Annotated in this window: 18 protein-coding genes; 2 read left to right on the forward strand and 16 right to left on the reverse strand. The window is 60.0% G+C overall.

Going from position 1 to position 12,943, the window contains the following annotated elements; genetic code table 11:
* Positions 1–52 precede the first annotated feature (52 nt).
* Both AC4ICF_RS01690 and yjdP read left to right on the forward strand, forming a co-directional pair.
* Positions 53–679 (forward strand): GNAT family N-acetyltransferase, encoded by a 627-nt coding sequence (locus AC4ICF_RS01690; protein WP_163331065.1) that lies wholly within the window; start codon positions 53–55, stop codon positions 677–679.
* 75 nt (positions 680–754) lie between these two features.
* Positions 755–1,078, forward strand: coding sequence for a DDRRRQL repeat protein YjdP (gene yjdP / locus AC4ICF_RS01695; protein WP_116343867.1), 324 nt, complete (start codon positions 755–757; stop codon positions 1,076–1,078).
* Between the two features lie 52 nt (positions 1,079–1,130).
* On the opposite strand, the gene phnP is transcribed toward yjdP, so the two are convergent.
* From phnP to AC4ICF_RS01775, 16 genes are all read right to left on the reverse strand, one after another.
* Positions 1,131–1,889 carry a phosphonate metabolism protein PhnP gene (gene phnP, locus AC4ICF_RS01700; RefSeq protein ID WP_316380613.1) on the reverse strand — a complete coding sequence of 253 codons (759 nt, stop codon included), beginning with the start codon at positions 1,887–1,889 and terminating at the stop codon, positions 1,131–1,133.
* 9 nt (positions 1,890–1,898) lie between these two features.
* Positions 1,899–2,333, reverse strand: coding sequence for an aminoalkylphosphonate N-acetyltransferase (phnO, locus tag AC4ICF_RS01705; RefSeq protein WP_491466143.1), 435 nt, complete (start codon positions 2,331–2,333; stop codon positions 1,899–1,901).
* On the reverse strand, positions 2,326–2,877 hold the full coding sequence (gene phnN, locus AC4ICF_RS01710; RefSeq protein ID WP_316380641.1) for a ribose 1,5-bisphosphokinase: 552 nt from the start codon (positions 2,875–2,877) through the stop codon (positions 2,326–2,328). Before phnN ends, phnO begins: the two co-directional genes overlap by 8 nt.
* Positions 2,874–4,010, reverse strand: coding sequence for an alpha-D-ribose 1-methylphosphonate 5-triphosphate diphosphatase (phnM, locus tag AC4ICF_RS01715; RefSeq protein ID WP_163331068.1), 1,137 nt, complete (start codon positions 4,008–4,010; stop codon positions 2,874–2,876). The genes phnN and phnM overlap by 4 nt, the downstream gene beginning before the upstream one ends.
* Entirely contained in the window at positions 4,007–4,687 is a 681-nt protein-coding gene (gene phnL, locus AC4ICF_RS01720) for a phosphonate C-P lyase system protein PhnL (RefSeq protein ID WP_320721115.1), read from the reverse strand. The genes phnM and phnL overlap by 4 nt, the downstream gene beginning before the upstream one ends.
* Before the next feature lie 9 nt (positions 4,688–4,696).
* A complete protein-coding gene (gene phnK, locus AC4ICF_RS01725) occupies positions 4,697–5,452 on the reverse strand; it encodes a phosphonate C-P lyase system protein PhnK (protein WP_116343872.1) in 756 nt (251 codons plus the stop codon).
* Positions 5,449–6,294, reverse strand: coding sequence for an alpha-D-ribose 1-methylphosphonate 5-phosphate C-P-lyase PhnJ (gene phnJ, locus AC4ICF_RS01730; protein ID WP_166709817.1), 846 nt, complete (start codon positions 6,292–6,294; stop codon positions 5,449–5,451). The genes phnK and phnJ overlap by 4 nt, the downstream gene beginning before the upstream one ends.
* Positions 6,287–7,351, reverse strand: coding sequence for a carbon-phosphorus lyase complex subunit (locus AC4ICF_RS01735; protein ID WP_316380611.1), 1,065 nt, complete (start codon positions 7,349–7,351; stop codon positions 6,287–6,289). Before AC4ICF_RS01735 ends, phnJ begins: the two co-directional genes overlap by 8 nt.
* The gene (phnH, locus tag AC4ICF_RS01740) at positions 7,351–7,935 is read right to left on the reverse strand and encodes a phosphonate C-P lyase system protein PhnH (protein WP_116343875.1); all 585 of its coding nucleotides are present in this window, start codon (positions 7,933–7,935) and stop codon (positions 7,351–7,353) included. Before phnH ends, AC4ICF_RS01735 begins: the two co-directional genes overlap by 1 nt.
* On the reverse strand, positions 7,932–8,384 hold the full coding sequence (gene phnG / locus AC4ICF_RS01745; protein ID WP_316380610.1) for a phosphonate C-P lyase system protein PhnG: 453 nt from the start codon (positions 8,382–8,384) through the stop codon (positions 7,932–7,934). The genes phnH and phnG overlap by 4 nt, the downstream gene beginning before the upstream one ends.
* Positions 8,385–9,110 carry a phosphonate metabolism transcriptional regulator PhnF gene (gene phnF, locus AC4ICF_RS01750; RefSeq protein ID WP_233003596.1) on the reverse strand — a complete coding sequence of 242 codons (726 nt, stop codon included), beginning with the start codon at positions 9,108–9,110 and terminating at the stop codon, positions 8,385–8,387. It abuts the gene before it with no gap.
* Between the two features lie 20 nt (positions 9,111–9,130).
* Positions 9,131–9,910: a phosphonate ABC transporter, permease protein PhnE gene (gene phnE, locus AC4ICF_RS01755; protein WP_116343878.1), complete on the reverse strand. Its 780-nt coding sequence runs from the start codon at positions 9,908–9,910 to the stop codon at positions 9,131–9,133.
* Positions 9,911–10,025: 115 nt separating this feature from the next.
* Positions 10,026–11,042, reverse strand: a complete 1,017-nt coding sequence (gene phnD / locus AC4ICF_RS01760; protein WP_163331073.1) for a phosphonate ABC transporter substrate-binding protein — start codon at positions 11,040–11,042, stop codon at positions 10,026–10,028.
* 23 nt (positions 11,043–11,065) lie between these two features.
* A complete protein-coding gene (gene phnC, locus AC4ICF_RS01765; RefSeq protein WP_302220662.1) occupies positions 11,066–11,854 on the reverse strand; it encodes a phosphonate ABC transporter ATP-binding protein in 789 nt (262 codons plus the stop codon).
* 136 nt (positions 11,855–11,990) lie between these two features.
* Positions 11,991–12,428 (reverse strand): VOC family metalloprotein YjdN, encoded by a 438-nt coding sequence (yjdN, locus tag AC4ICF_RS01770; protein WP_116343881.1) that lies wholly within the window; start codon positions 12,426–12,428, stop codon positions 11,991–11,993.
* 80 nt (positions 12,429–12,508) lie between these two features.
* Entirely contained in the window at positions 12,509–12,844 is a 336-nt protein-coding gene (locus AC4ICF_RS01775) for a zinc ribbon domain-containing protein YjdM (RefSeq protein WP_028015217.1), read from the reverse strand.
* Positions 12,845–12,943: the final 99 nt, after the last annotated feature.

The raw sequence follows: 12,943 nt of genomic DNA on the forward strand, positions 1-12,943 counted from the left end.
AGATTGGGATATAAAGGGAACTATGCCGGTACTTACAAGAGGGGACTCACAAATGATTGTGATGCCTACAACTTACAGCCCAAAGACCGTAGCAAGGTCTTTCAAGCTCGTTGATGAATTCGAACTCTCCGGGCGAGTGTTACATGTCATTTTTGATAGCCAGACGCCAAGAGCTGCGATTATTGAAGCGGATGTCGAAACCTTCGATGGTGTACCTCGGCATCGGGTTGTAGCTGCCCTGGATTTACAACGTAAAACGCATTTGGGTGAAGGTATCATTGCTGTCGAGCGTTGTTGGGAAGATACCAATGTTATTCAGGTAGAAGGTATATGCGTTGATCCCGCCGAGCGTGACAAGGGACTGGCAACTCGTCTGTATGAAGCCTTGGTATTACAGTGTGGCGTGACGCTTATTAGCGACTTTGAACAATATGAGGGTGGGAAGATGCTCTGGCAGAAAATTGCCCGCGAGTCTGACCAAATCGCTGTATTTGTTCTCGATACCGAGCAGGGAGCATTTTGGCCGTATGATGGTAGCAAGGTTATCTATGACGGAGGGTGTATACCCGAAGATCGAATCTGGAGTCATTCGCCGGATCAAAAATGTTATGGCATTGTACTGGTTGCAGAAAATAAACAGCGTGCGAATCAGCTGATGGAAGGCCCTGGACACAACTGAATTTGAGATTCCTCCGCTACCCCGGAACAATGCCGTTGATTACCGTAAGGCCAGTTCCCCTGCGAGTCTGGCCTTATGAAACGTTACTCTACCGCTCTGTTATTTGGTCTGCTGTCACTCACCAGCCAACTGGCGCATGCCGATGTGATTGATGATGCCATTGGCAACATTCAGCAGGCGATCAACGATGCCTATAACCCCAGCAGCAGCCGTAATGACGATGACGACGATCGTTACGACCGCAACCGTCAAATCGACAGCCGACAGTACGACGACCGTCGTCGGCAGCTTGAAGACCGACGCCGCCGCTTAGACGAGCGTCAGCGCCAGCTGGATGACGACAGACGTCGGTTAGAAGAAGATGAGCGTCGGTTAGAAGACGATTACGATCGAGGCTAAGTGCGGCCTGTTGCCATCACCCCAGCCCTCTCCCACGGGAGAGGGAGAAAACCTAATCCAGCACCATAACCATTCCGTCATATCCCGCTTCAATGCCGTCCGGCAGCGGATTATCCATCATCCACACGTCAAACTGATGGCTGATGTGGGTCAAGATCACCTGCGGGCAGCCAATCACCTCGTTCAGCGCAACCACGGTGTTTAAGTCGCAATGATTGCGCGGCGTCTCGTCGCGCGGTTCATGACTGCAGTCGATGATTATCGCCTGTGGCTGATTGTTGAGCAGAAACGTCACCGTTTTATCCGGCAGCCCGGCGGTATCAGAAAGCCACGCCACGCGGCTGTGGGCGGATTCCAGCAGATACCCGAAGGTCAGTTTTGAATGGTTGAGCGGCAGCGGCGTGACCCGCAGCCCCTGCAGCTCAAACATCACGAACGGCTCAACCGTGTGGCTGAAATCCAGAATTCCGGGATGTTTAAACAGGTCGTCGCACCCTGCGTCGTCCGGCGGGCCGTAGACCGGGATGGTTGCGCCCACGCCCCAGCGCAGGGGGAACAGCCCCTGGACGTGATCCATATGATAGTGCGTGAGCAAAAACTGCTGAAAGCTGCCCGCCGGCCAGTCGTCCATCAGGTGCGGAATACCCGCATCCAGCAGGGTGACCGCATCGTTGAATTTGACCACCGCGCTGCAGGGGCGACGGCGATAGTTGTCCTGCAGGCGCGCCCGTCGACACGCCGCGCAGTCGCAGCCAAAGACCGGCACGAGCTGTGCACTTCCGGTTCCCGTTAACGTGATGGTCAGACTCATAACGCACCTCTACAGCGGTTTGGTGAATCGAAAATGGCTCTGCGTATATCCTTCACGAACGTAAAAACGGTGCGCGTCAGTGCGCTTCACGCTGGTGGAGAGCTCGGTCAGCTCCGCGCCGGCCTGCCGTGCCACCTCTTCCGCCCAGGCCAGCAGCTGGCTGCCCACCTTTAGCCCGCGCGCCTGCGGCATCACCACCAGCTCCTGGATCTCGCCGATCCAGCGCGCGTGATGGAGGTGAAACTGCATGTGCAGGCCGATCATGCCGACGACATGTCCGTCCAGCTCGGCAAGCTGGTAGCGCATGTTGTGATCCTGAAGGTTGGCAAGAAATCCGGCGTGGAACGCCTGATGGTCGAACTCTGCCTGCTTCAGTTCGCAGATCAGGGCATAGACAATCTGCGCATCGTCGGCGGTGGAGGGGCGAAGCTGGCAGTCAGGCATGCTGTTTCTCCTTCTGGCGGATAAGCGATAAAAAGGTCTCGACTGACTGTAGCAAACTTCCGTCGTTATTGAGGATGTGACAGCCCGACGGGGTATAGCGCGCCGCACGTTCCAGCCGCTGGTCGATCTCACGCGCATTTTCCCGTCCCCGGCTTTGCAGCCGGCTGCGCAGGATATCCGGGGAAACCTGCAGGCAGACCGGCAGCAGCGCCGCTTCGTACCGGGCTTTTGCCTGCGGCAGATGCGCGCGCGAGCCGTTAACCAGCACGTCGAATCCCGCGTGCAGCCAGAGGTCAATCTCAATGCCCACGCCGTAATAATAGCCGTTGGCGTGCCAGCTCAGCGCCAGCAGATTTTGCCCGGCGCGGGTAAAAAACTCCTGCTCGCTCAGAGCGATATGGTTCTCGTTTCCGGCGTTGGCGGCGCGGGTAATGTAGCGGTGCGCCACCAGCAGCTGTGAATGTTCCCGCTGCCGCAGCGCCGAGAGCAGGCTGTCTTTCCCGGAGCCGGACGGCCCCATTAACCAGATGAGTCTTCCCATCAGAATACCCTTTTTCCCTGACGCCAGACGTGGTCGATATGAACGTGCTCGCCCCTGCGGTGGGCGAGCACCAGGTCTGCCCGTTTGCCTTCGGCAATCTCACCGCGATCCTGAAGATTGAGCGCGGTGGCCGGGTTTTTGGTCACCAGGCGAATTGCCTGCGGCAGTGTAAAGCGGTTGCCCTCGTCGTCCGCCACCCGGAATGCCGCATCCAGCAGGCTGGCGGGGTAGTAGTCGGACGAGAGAATGTCCAGCAGGCCGAGGGAGGCGAGTTTGCTTGCCGCCACGTTGCCGGAGTGCGATCCGCCGCGCACGATGTTCGGCGCGCCCATCAGCACGTTCATGCCGTGCTGGCGCGACGCCTCAGCTGCTTCGAACGTGGTGGGAAATTCGGCTATTACGCTGCCAAGCTGGTGGGATTCCCGCACGTGATCGCGCGTGGCGTCGTCATGGCTCGCCAGCGCGATATTCCGGTCCCGGCACATCGCGGCAATCTTAAGACGGTTGGGCTGCGACCACTGGGCCGCAAGCTGAAGCTGCTCTTCTTCGTAGCGCGCCATCTCCGCGTCGTTGAGCGAGTATTTGCCCTGATAGTATTCACGATACTTTTCAATGTTGGCGAACTGGCGCTGCCCCGGCGAGTGGTCCATCAGGGAGACCAGCGAGACCGGCTCGCGGCCCACCAGTTTTTCAAACAGCGGTAGCGTGGTGTGGTGCGGCAGCTCGCAGCGCAGGTGCAGACGGTGCTCGGCGCGGTTGAGGCCGCGCTTTTGCGTCTCCTCCACGGCGTTGATCATCTTCTCCAGATTCTCCAGGCGATCGCCGCCGTCGCGCACGTCGCCGATTGCCACCGCGTCCAGCACCGTGGTGATGCCGCTGGCGACCATCAGCGCGTCGTGGCTGCTCATCGCCGAATGGGCGGGCCAGTCCACCTTCGGGCGCGGGGTGAAGAATTTATCCAGATTATCGGTATGTAGCTCAATCAGCCCCGGCAGCAGCCAGCCGCCGTCGCCGTCCATCGCTTCAGGGGAACGGCTTTGGGTTTCGGCAAACGTGCGGATGACGCCTTCGTGGATTTCAACCGAACCCTTCACGACCTCATTTTCCAGCACCAGCCTGACGTTATTGATAATCATGCGTTTGTCCCCATCGGGTGCAGTCTGTCTGCCACGCGGGTGCGTACGGCGTCGTCGTGGAAGATCCCGACGATCGCCGCGCCCCGCGCTTTGGCCTGTTCGATCAGCGCTATCACCGCTGCGCTGTTTTTAGCGTCGAGCGAGGCGGTGGGTTCATCCAGCAGTAAGATCGGATAGTCGACGATAAACCCGCGCGCGATATTCACGCGCTGCTGCTCGCCGCCGGAAAAGGTCGACGGGGCGAGGTGCCACAGGCGCTCCGGTACGTTGAGGCGCGTCAGCAGGCTGGCGGCCCTGGCAGCGCATGTTTCACGCGGCACGCCGAGATCCAGCAGCGGCTGCATCACCACGTCCAGGGCGGAGATCCGCGGGATCACCCGCAGGAACTGGCTGACCCAGCCGATCGTCGAGCGGCGCACTTCCAGCACCTTGCGCGCCGGGGCCTGCACCAGATCGACCCATTCATCATTGTGGCGAATGCGGATGTGCCCTTCGTCCGGTAAATAGTTGGCGTACAGGGAGCGCAGCAGGGTGGATTTACCGCTGCCGGAGTGGCCGTGCAGCACCACGCATTCACCCTGACTCACCTCTAACGAGGCGTTTTGCAACACCGGCAGGCGCACGCCGTTTTGCTGGTGGAGCACAAAGGTCTTACTTACGTTTTGTACGTGGATCATGTTGACCTCTTAATTCTGTAATACCGAGGACACCAGCAGCTGGGTGTACGGATGGTGCGGATCGTCAAGCACCCGGTCGGTCAGCCCACTTTCCACCACCTGGCCCTGCTTCATCACCAGCAGACGGTCCGCCAGCAGGCGCGCAACGCCTAAATCGTGGGTGACAATCACCACCGCAAGGTTCAGATCCACCACCAGACCGCGCAGCAGGTCGAGCAGGCGCGCCTGCACGGAGACGTCCAGCCCGCCGGTGGGTTCATCCATAAACACCAGCTTTGGATGGGTGACCAGGTTGCGGGCAATCTGCAGACGCTGCTGCATCCCACCGGAGAAGGTCGTCGGCAGGTCGTCGATGCGCGAGGCGGGGATTTCCACCTCCTCCAGCCAGTGCCGGGCGGTGGCGCGGATGTTGCCGTAGTGGCGCGCGCCGGTGGCCATCAGGCGTTCGCCGATATTGCCCCCGGCAGAGACCTGACGGCGCAGGCCGTCCATCGGGTGCTGATGCACCACGCCCCACTCGGTGCGCAGCAGGCGGCGGCGCTCGGCCTCGCTTATGCCGTAGAGGGAGCGTCCCTGATACAGGATCTCGCCGTGTTGCGGCGCCAGGCGCGCGGAGATGGACTTCAGCAGGGTCGTTTTGCCGGAGCCGGACTCGCCGACGATCCCCAGCACTTCGCCCGGCCACAGCTCAAACGACACGTCGCTGAAGCCTTTGCCCGGCGCATATAGATGGGTGAGGTTATTAACCGAAAGCAGCGGTTTCATTGGCCGTTCGCCTCGCTCTGTTGGCGGCAGTAATCGGTGTCGGAGCAGACAAACATTCGTTTGCCCGTGTCGTCCAGCACCACTTCGTCGAGATAGCTGTGTCTGGAGCCGCAGATGGCGCACGGCTCGTCCCACTCCTGCACCGTAAACGGGTGATCGTCGAAATCCAGGCTTTCGACACGTGTATACGGCGGTACGGCGTAGATGCGTTTTTCACGTCCGGCACCAAAGAGCTGCAGGGCGGGCATCATGTCCATCTTCGGGTTGTCGAATTTCGGGATCGGTGACGGGTCCATCACGTAGCGCCCGTTGACCTTCACCGGATAGGCGTAGGTGGTGGCGATATGGCCGAAGCGGGCGATATCCTCATACAGTTTAACCTGCATTACCCCGTACTCTTCCAGCGCGTGCATGGTGCGGGTCTCGGTTTCGCGCGGCTCGATAAAGCGCAGCGGTTCCGGGATCGGCACCTGGAAAATCAGAATCTGATCTTCCGTCAGCGGAGTTTCCGGGATGCGGTGACGGGTCTGGATCAGCGTCGCGTCTTCGGTTTTTTCGGTGGTGTTGACGCCCGTTACGCGCTTAAAGAAGTTGCGGATCGACACCGCGTTGGTGGTGTCGTCCGCGCCCTGGTCGATGACCTTCAGCACGTCCGCTTCACCGATCACGCTGGCGGTCAGCTGGATGCCGCCCGTGCCCCAGCCGTAGGGCATCGGCATTTCGCGGCCGCCGAACGGCACCTGATAGCCCGGAATAGCCACCGCTTTTAAAATAGCGCGGCGGATCATGCGTTTGGTTTGCTCGTCCAGATAGGCAAAGTTGTAGCCGCTTAAGTTAGCCATTGGCGCGCTCCCGTTGCAGGCGTTTCAGCAGTTCCAGTTCGGCCTGGAAATCGACGTAGTGCGGCAGCTTGAGGTGCGAGACAAAGCCAGCGGCCTCGACGTTATCCGCGTGGGCCAGCACGAACTCTTCGTCCTGCGCCGGGCCGGCGATGTGCTCGCCGTACTCCGGTGCCTGCAGGGCGCGGTCAACCAGCGCCATCGCCATCGCCTTGCGCTCGCCGAGGCCAAACACCAGCCCGTAGCCGCGGGTAAAGTGGGGATCTTCATTCTCTGGCGCGACGAAACCGTTCACCATTTCACACTCGGTCATCAGCAGTTCGCCGACGTTCACTGCAAAACCCAGCTCTTCCGGTACGATTTCAACGTCGATATAGCCGCTGCGGATCTCCGCCGCAAACGGGTGGTTGCGCCCGTAGCCGCGCTGGGTGGAGTAGGCCAGCGCCAGCAGATAGCCTTCGTCGCCTCGCATCAGCTGCTGCAGGCGGGACGAGCGCGAGCACGGGTAAACCGGTGGCGTGCGGGTAATGTCATCCGGCGCGGCTCCCGTGTCCTCTTCCGCCTTCGCCAGCCCCTGATTTGCCAGCAGGCTAAAGACGTGCGGAGACGGTTCCTGTTCGGCGTCTGAAGTGCTAAGCGTTGGGGCTTCGCCGTTCGCCAGCAGGGTGAAGTCCAGCAGGCGATGGGTGTAATCGTAGGTAGGGCCAAGCAGCTGGCCGCCGGGGATATCTTTATAAACGGCAGAAATGCGGCGCTCCAGGCGCATCTCCACCGTGTCTACCGGCTCGCTCACCGCCAGTTTGGCAAGGGTAGTGCGGTAGGCGCGCAGCAGGAAGATGGCTTCCACGTTATCGCCGCTGGCCTGCTTAAGGGCCAGCGCCGCCAGCTCGCGGTCGGCGATGCCGCCCTCGGTCATCACCCGGTCAACCGCGAGGTTAAGCTGCTGTTCAATCTGGGCGACGCTCAGCTCGGGAAGCCGTTCATCGCCCCGTCGTCTGTGTTCCTGCAAGGCATGGGCGGCGGCGATGGCCTTTTCGCCCCCTTTGACGGCTACGTACATCAGCACACCTCCACGTGGGTGGTTCGCGGGATCGCCAGCAGGCGTTCGCCGCAGGTCAGGATCAGGTCAATGCCCAGCGGGAACGGGTGCGGGCGCTCGGTCAGCTCGTGAATGATGCACTCCGGCAGCTGCGGCGCGACCATGCGCTCGTCGGCGATGCCTGCGCCCGTCAGGCGCAGCATGCGGCCGCCGCTCAGGCTGGAGACCTGCAGGATCAGCGTGGCGCTGGTCTCCGGGGCGACGGCGCTGCCTTCGCTCAGGGCGTTGAGCTGTTCATGGCTGATTTGCTCATCGGCCACGGCAAAAACCGCCTGCTGGGGCTGATCGACCAGCGGGGCGCTGGTGTGAAAACGCAGGTTCTGGCTGGCGATATCGTTCGACAGGGCACCTGACAGCCATACCGGGGTATCGTTGTCCGCCAGCGTCAGCAGCACGCTGGTGGAGGCGAGGTTCAGCGGCAGCCAGCCCTGGGAGAGCTGGTGCAGGGAGACAATCACGCCCGGCTCGCTCATGGCCTTCAGCAGGCGACGAAAACTTTGTTGGGCATCCTGGACGGCCAGGGTAAAAGCAGGTTGAAGCGTCATGCGTTATCTCCGCGAACGAGCGTAAAGAAGTCGACCCGGCTGGTGTTCACTTCGGCCTGACGGGCGGCAACCCGTGCGGCGCGGTCGGCTTCCAGCGGGGCAATAAGGGTTTCCATTAACGTCTGGAAATGCGGGGGTTCCTGCAAAAGGGCGTCGATTACCGCGCAGCGCTCGGCGTGCGCCTTATCGCGACCCAGCACATAGCTGTAGCCCAGCGTGCCGCTGTTCAGGCGGATCGTCGCGCGGGTGAGGGTGGCGTCACCTGCAAAAAAGCGCTGGCCGGTGCCGCCCATCCGCGCCTGGATTTGTACCAGGCCGATTTCCGGCGCGCGGATCGTGTCGTAGTCAGGCGCCAGGCCCAGCGCGTTCATGCGCTCGCGCAGGGCGGCAGGCTGGCAATGGGCCAGCACGCGCATCCAGCGCTGTCGGGTGGAGGTATCGACGTGCATTCAGTGCTCCATGGTGAATTCAATCATGTCGGCGCGGGTCAGGCTGACGGAGTATTCCGTCGCGTTGATCTCGCCGTCACGGTGGTTGAGGGTGCGTACGCAGAGCAGCGGGGCCATGTTGGGAATTTCGAGCACCTTGCTCTCTTTTGCCTGCGCGCGGCGGGCGCTTATGCGCGTCTGGGTGCGCTTGAGGGCGATGCCCGTGGCATCCTGAAGAAAGTCGTGCAGGGAACCGCTGGTAAAGTTTTGCAGTACGGGCCAGAGGGCCAGGTCCGCGAAGTAGTGGTCAATCTGGCACACCGCCACGCCGTTGACCCGGCGCAGCGTGCGCAGGTGAATGACGTTATCACCCTCCTGAATCCCCAGCGCGTCCGCCACGTGGCCGGAGGCCGGGCGCAATACCGAGAGCAGCTTTTCGCTGGTCGGGTGGCTGCCCTGATCCAGCAGGTTCTGGCTAAAGCGCGCCTGGGCGTTAAGCGGGTAGTCGAACGGGCGCATCAGCACCAGCACGCCCACGCCCTGGCGGCGCTGCACCCAGCCGCGCTCGACCAGTTGGTCAATGGCGCGGCGCAGGGTATGACGATTGACCTCGTAGCGGTCGGCAAGCTGCTGCTCGGCGGGCAGGTAGTCCCCGCAGCGGTAGTGCGTGCGCAGCTCCACTTCGAGCTTTGCCGCAATCTCCTGCCAGCGGGTGGGGTAACTGGTCGGATGTCTGGATAAGTGCATACAAATCAATGCCTCGCTTCTCAGATGAAGTGCTTACGCAAACGTTGAGAGAGGAAATCCAGCAGGCTGACGGTGACGATGATGAGCACCATCAGGGCGCAGGTTTGCTGGAACTGGAAACCGCGAATCGCTTCCCACAGGGTGACGCCAACCCCGCCTGCGCCCACCATACCCACGACAGTGGCGGAGCGGACGTTGGACTCAAAGCGGTACAGAGAGTAAGAGATGAGCAGCGGCATCACCTGAGGCAGCACGCCATAGAGGATCTCTTCGATTTTGTTGGCGCCGGTTGCGCGGATGCCTTCCACCGGGCCGGGCTCGATGGCTTCGACCGCTTCGGACAGTAGCTTGGAGAGCACGCCGGTGGTGTGGATGAACAGCGCCATGACGCCCGCGAACGGACCCAGGCCAACGGCCACCACGAACAGCATCGCAAAGACCATTTCATTGATGGCGCGGCAGGCGTCCATCAAGCGGCGCATCGGCTGGTAGACCCACCACGGCACGATGTTTTCAGCGCTCATCAGGCCAAACGGAATGGAGAGAATGACGGCAAGGGCAGTACCCCAGACGGCGATTTGCAGAGTGACCGCCATTTCGCTGAGGTAGTCCTGCCACTGGCTGAAGTCCGGCGGGAAGAAATCGGCGGCGAAGGTGGCCATGTTGCCGGAATCTTTGAAGAGCAGCAGCGGATCCATTTCTGCGCCCTTCCAGGAGATAACCAGCACCGCCAGCAGAATGGCCCAGCTGATGAGCGAGAACCAGCTGCGCTTTGGCGGCGGGAGGGTGATGGTTTGCATGTTGACTCCTTAATCTGTTCTCCCTCTCCCTGTGGGAGAGGGCCGGGGTGAGGGCATCAGCGTGCGCATTTCCCCCTCACCCTAACCCTCTCCCTCAAGGGAGAGGGGACTTGCGTTACTGCACCGCTTTATTCACGCTGGTCATCGCGCCGAGCGCGGCGGTCAGGCGGTCGAGGTCTTCCAGCTGAGCCTGGATTTCAGACACTTTGCTGGTCTTCTCCTCGTCCTTGAGCCCTTTGTTGTCCTTCACGGCCTGCATCTGCTTAAACAGAGCCAGCTGGCGAATCGGGACCAGCTGCAGATCGCTGGACGCGCGGAACGGTGCCCAGCCCAGACGTTCCAGAACCGCTTTCTCTTCCGGCGTTTTGCCGTAGTTCATAAAGAAGTCGTAGACCTTGTCTTTGGTGCTTTCGGAGAGATTTTTGCGCCAGACGATTGGGTCGCCAGGGATCAGCGGCGATTTCCAGATGACCTTCAGCTCTTTCAGCTTGTCCGGCGCGGAGGTCTTCAGCTTGTCGAGGTTTTCTGTGTTGTTGGTGGCAACGTCCACCTGCTTGTTCGCCACGGCCAGCGCGTTGGTTTCGTGCCCGGCGTTCACCGTGCGTTTGAAGTCGCTGGTGGAGATGTTGTTTTTCGCGAAGACGTAGTAGCCGGGAACGAGGAAGCCGGAGGTGGAGTTCGGATCGCCGTTACCAAAAGTCAGCTCTTTGCGTTTGGCGATCATGTCGTTGAGGGTGTTGATCGGGCTGTCTTTGTTGACGATCAGCACGCTCCAGTAGCCAGGGGAGCCATCTGCCGCAACGGTCTGGGCAAAGACCTGGCCGTTGGCGCGGTCCACCGCTTCCATCGCCGAGAGGTTACCGTACCAGGCAATGTCCACTTTGTTGAAGCGCATTCCCTGGATGATACCCGCGTAGTCCGGGGCGAAGAAGGCGTTTACTTTGATCCCCAGCCTGGTTTCCATATCTTTCAGGAACGGTTCCCACTGAGGCTTCAGGTTCTGCTGTGATTCCGTCGAAATAATGCCGAAATTCAGCGCTTTTTCCTGCTCTTCCGCATACGCCGGGCTTAACAGGGTGCTGATGCTGAACATGCTGGTAAAGGCCAGCGCGGCAACGGCTTTATAGTTCATTTCCATTCCTCGTTATGGGGACGTTATGCAGCCTGCGCGCGCTCTTCGACGCGGTTTACGCTGCGGTAGAGATGATCAAAACGTTCGTTATCAAACTGATGGCTCGCGCCATCAAAGAAGACATGCCCCTGCCGCAGGGCGACAATGCGCTCGCAGTAGCGCAGGGCGTAATCCACCTGATGCAGCGTGACCACCACGGTAATGCCGTCGTTCTGGTTGATGTCGCGCAGGGTTTCCATCACGATGCGCGCCGATTCCGGGTCCAGCGAGGCGATAGGCTCGTCGGCCAGAATGATTTGCGCTTTCTGCATCAGCGCGCGGGCGATGGCGACGCGCTGCTGTTGTCCACCGGAGAGGGTGGAGACGCGCTGGTGGGCGAAGTGCGCCATGCCGACGCGGGTCAGCGCCTGTAAGGCTTCCTGCTTCTGGGATGGGGAGAACCAGCGCAGGCAGGTGCGCCAGAACGGGGTGCTGCCGAGGGCGCCAATCAGCACGTTCTCCAGCACCGTAAGACGGTTCACCAGGTTGAACTGCTGGAAGATGTAGCCCGTCCGGGCGCGGCTTTTTCGAATGTCGCTCGCCAGACGCCCTGCGCGCTGCACGGTGTTGCCCAGCAGCTCGACGTGGCTTTCCGGCGTTTTATCGCAGGTAATGAGGCCGCTTAAGTGGCGTAAAAGGGTGGATTTTCCCGAACCAGACGGCCCGAGAAGCGCCACCATGTCGCCCTGCTGGACGGTCAGATCAACGGCATGCAGCGCCTTGTTGTGATTGAAGGTTTTGCTCAGTTTCTCGACGCGGATAACAGTTTGCATGTGCTGGGCCTCACGATAAATGTGGCCTCATGCTCGCGCATCAATATGACATTTGGGTTAAGTGCAGGTTGCGGGAGTTTGAAGAGTTGAGGGGAGTTTGATGACAGGCGGAGGCAGACCGCCCACCGCCCGAAAATTAGTGCTGTTGCTTAACGACGTTAATCATCCACGGCACGCCGTATTTGTCGGTGACCTTACCGAAGCCGTGCGCCCAGAAGGTTTCCTGCCAGGCCATTTCGATATTGCCGCCATCGGCGAGGTTGTCGAACCAGCGCTTGCCTTCCGACACATCCTGCGTGTCGAGCACCAGCGTGAAGCCCGCGTACTGTGCGCTGCTGCCCGGCGGCAGCCCGTCGCTCATCATGATATCGCTGCCCGCAATGCGGACATTGGAGTGGGCGATAGCCGAATCCGGAAACTGCATGCCGGACGGACAGCCTTCTTCGCTGTTATCGCTTTTTGGCATTTCGCCGAAGGTTATTTTATAGAGGAGTTCTGCGCCGACGGCCTGCTGATAGAAGGCGGTAGCCTCTGCACAGTTGCCGGCGAAAGAGATGTAGGGACTTAACGGCATAATCTTTACCTCACGTAAGAAAAGCCCGTTAAGTGTAGTTCCCGAAAGCCCGGTAAGCGAAGCGCCACCGGGCGGGTAAATCAGTTCTTTTTCACGAACTCAGATTTCAGTTTCATTGGACCGAAGCCGTCAATTTTGCAGTCGATATTATGATCGCCTTCAACCAGACGGATATTCTTCACTTTAGTACCAATCTTCAGCATGGAAGAGCTGCCTTTCACCTTCAGATCTTTCACCACGGTGACGCTGTCGCCATCCGCCAGCAGATTGCCGTTCGCATCTTTGACGACCAGCGCATCAGCATCCTGCGCTGGCTCGGCATCATTCCATTCGTGTGCGCATTCCGGGCAGATGAACATGCCATTATCTTCATAGGTGTATTCAGAATTGCATTTTGGACAGTGTGGGAGTTGCATATCGGTATCCTCAAAAGTGTTAACGCGCTGGAAAGTGCCAGCTTAATGACGGCAGAGTGCCGAAAAAGGCGGCAAGTATAGCGCAAATCCACACGTTTG

The organism is Enterobacter sp. ECC_219_Taxon_10 (assembly GCF_058354905.1).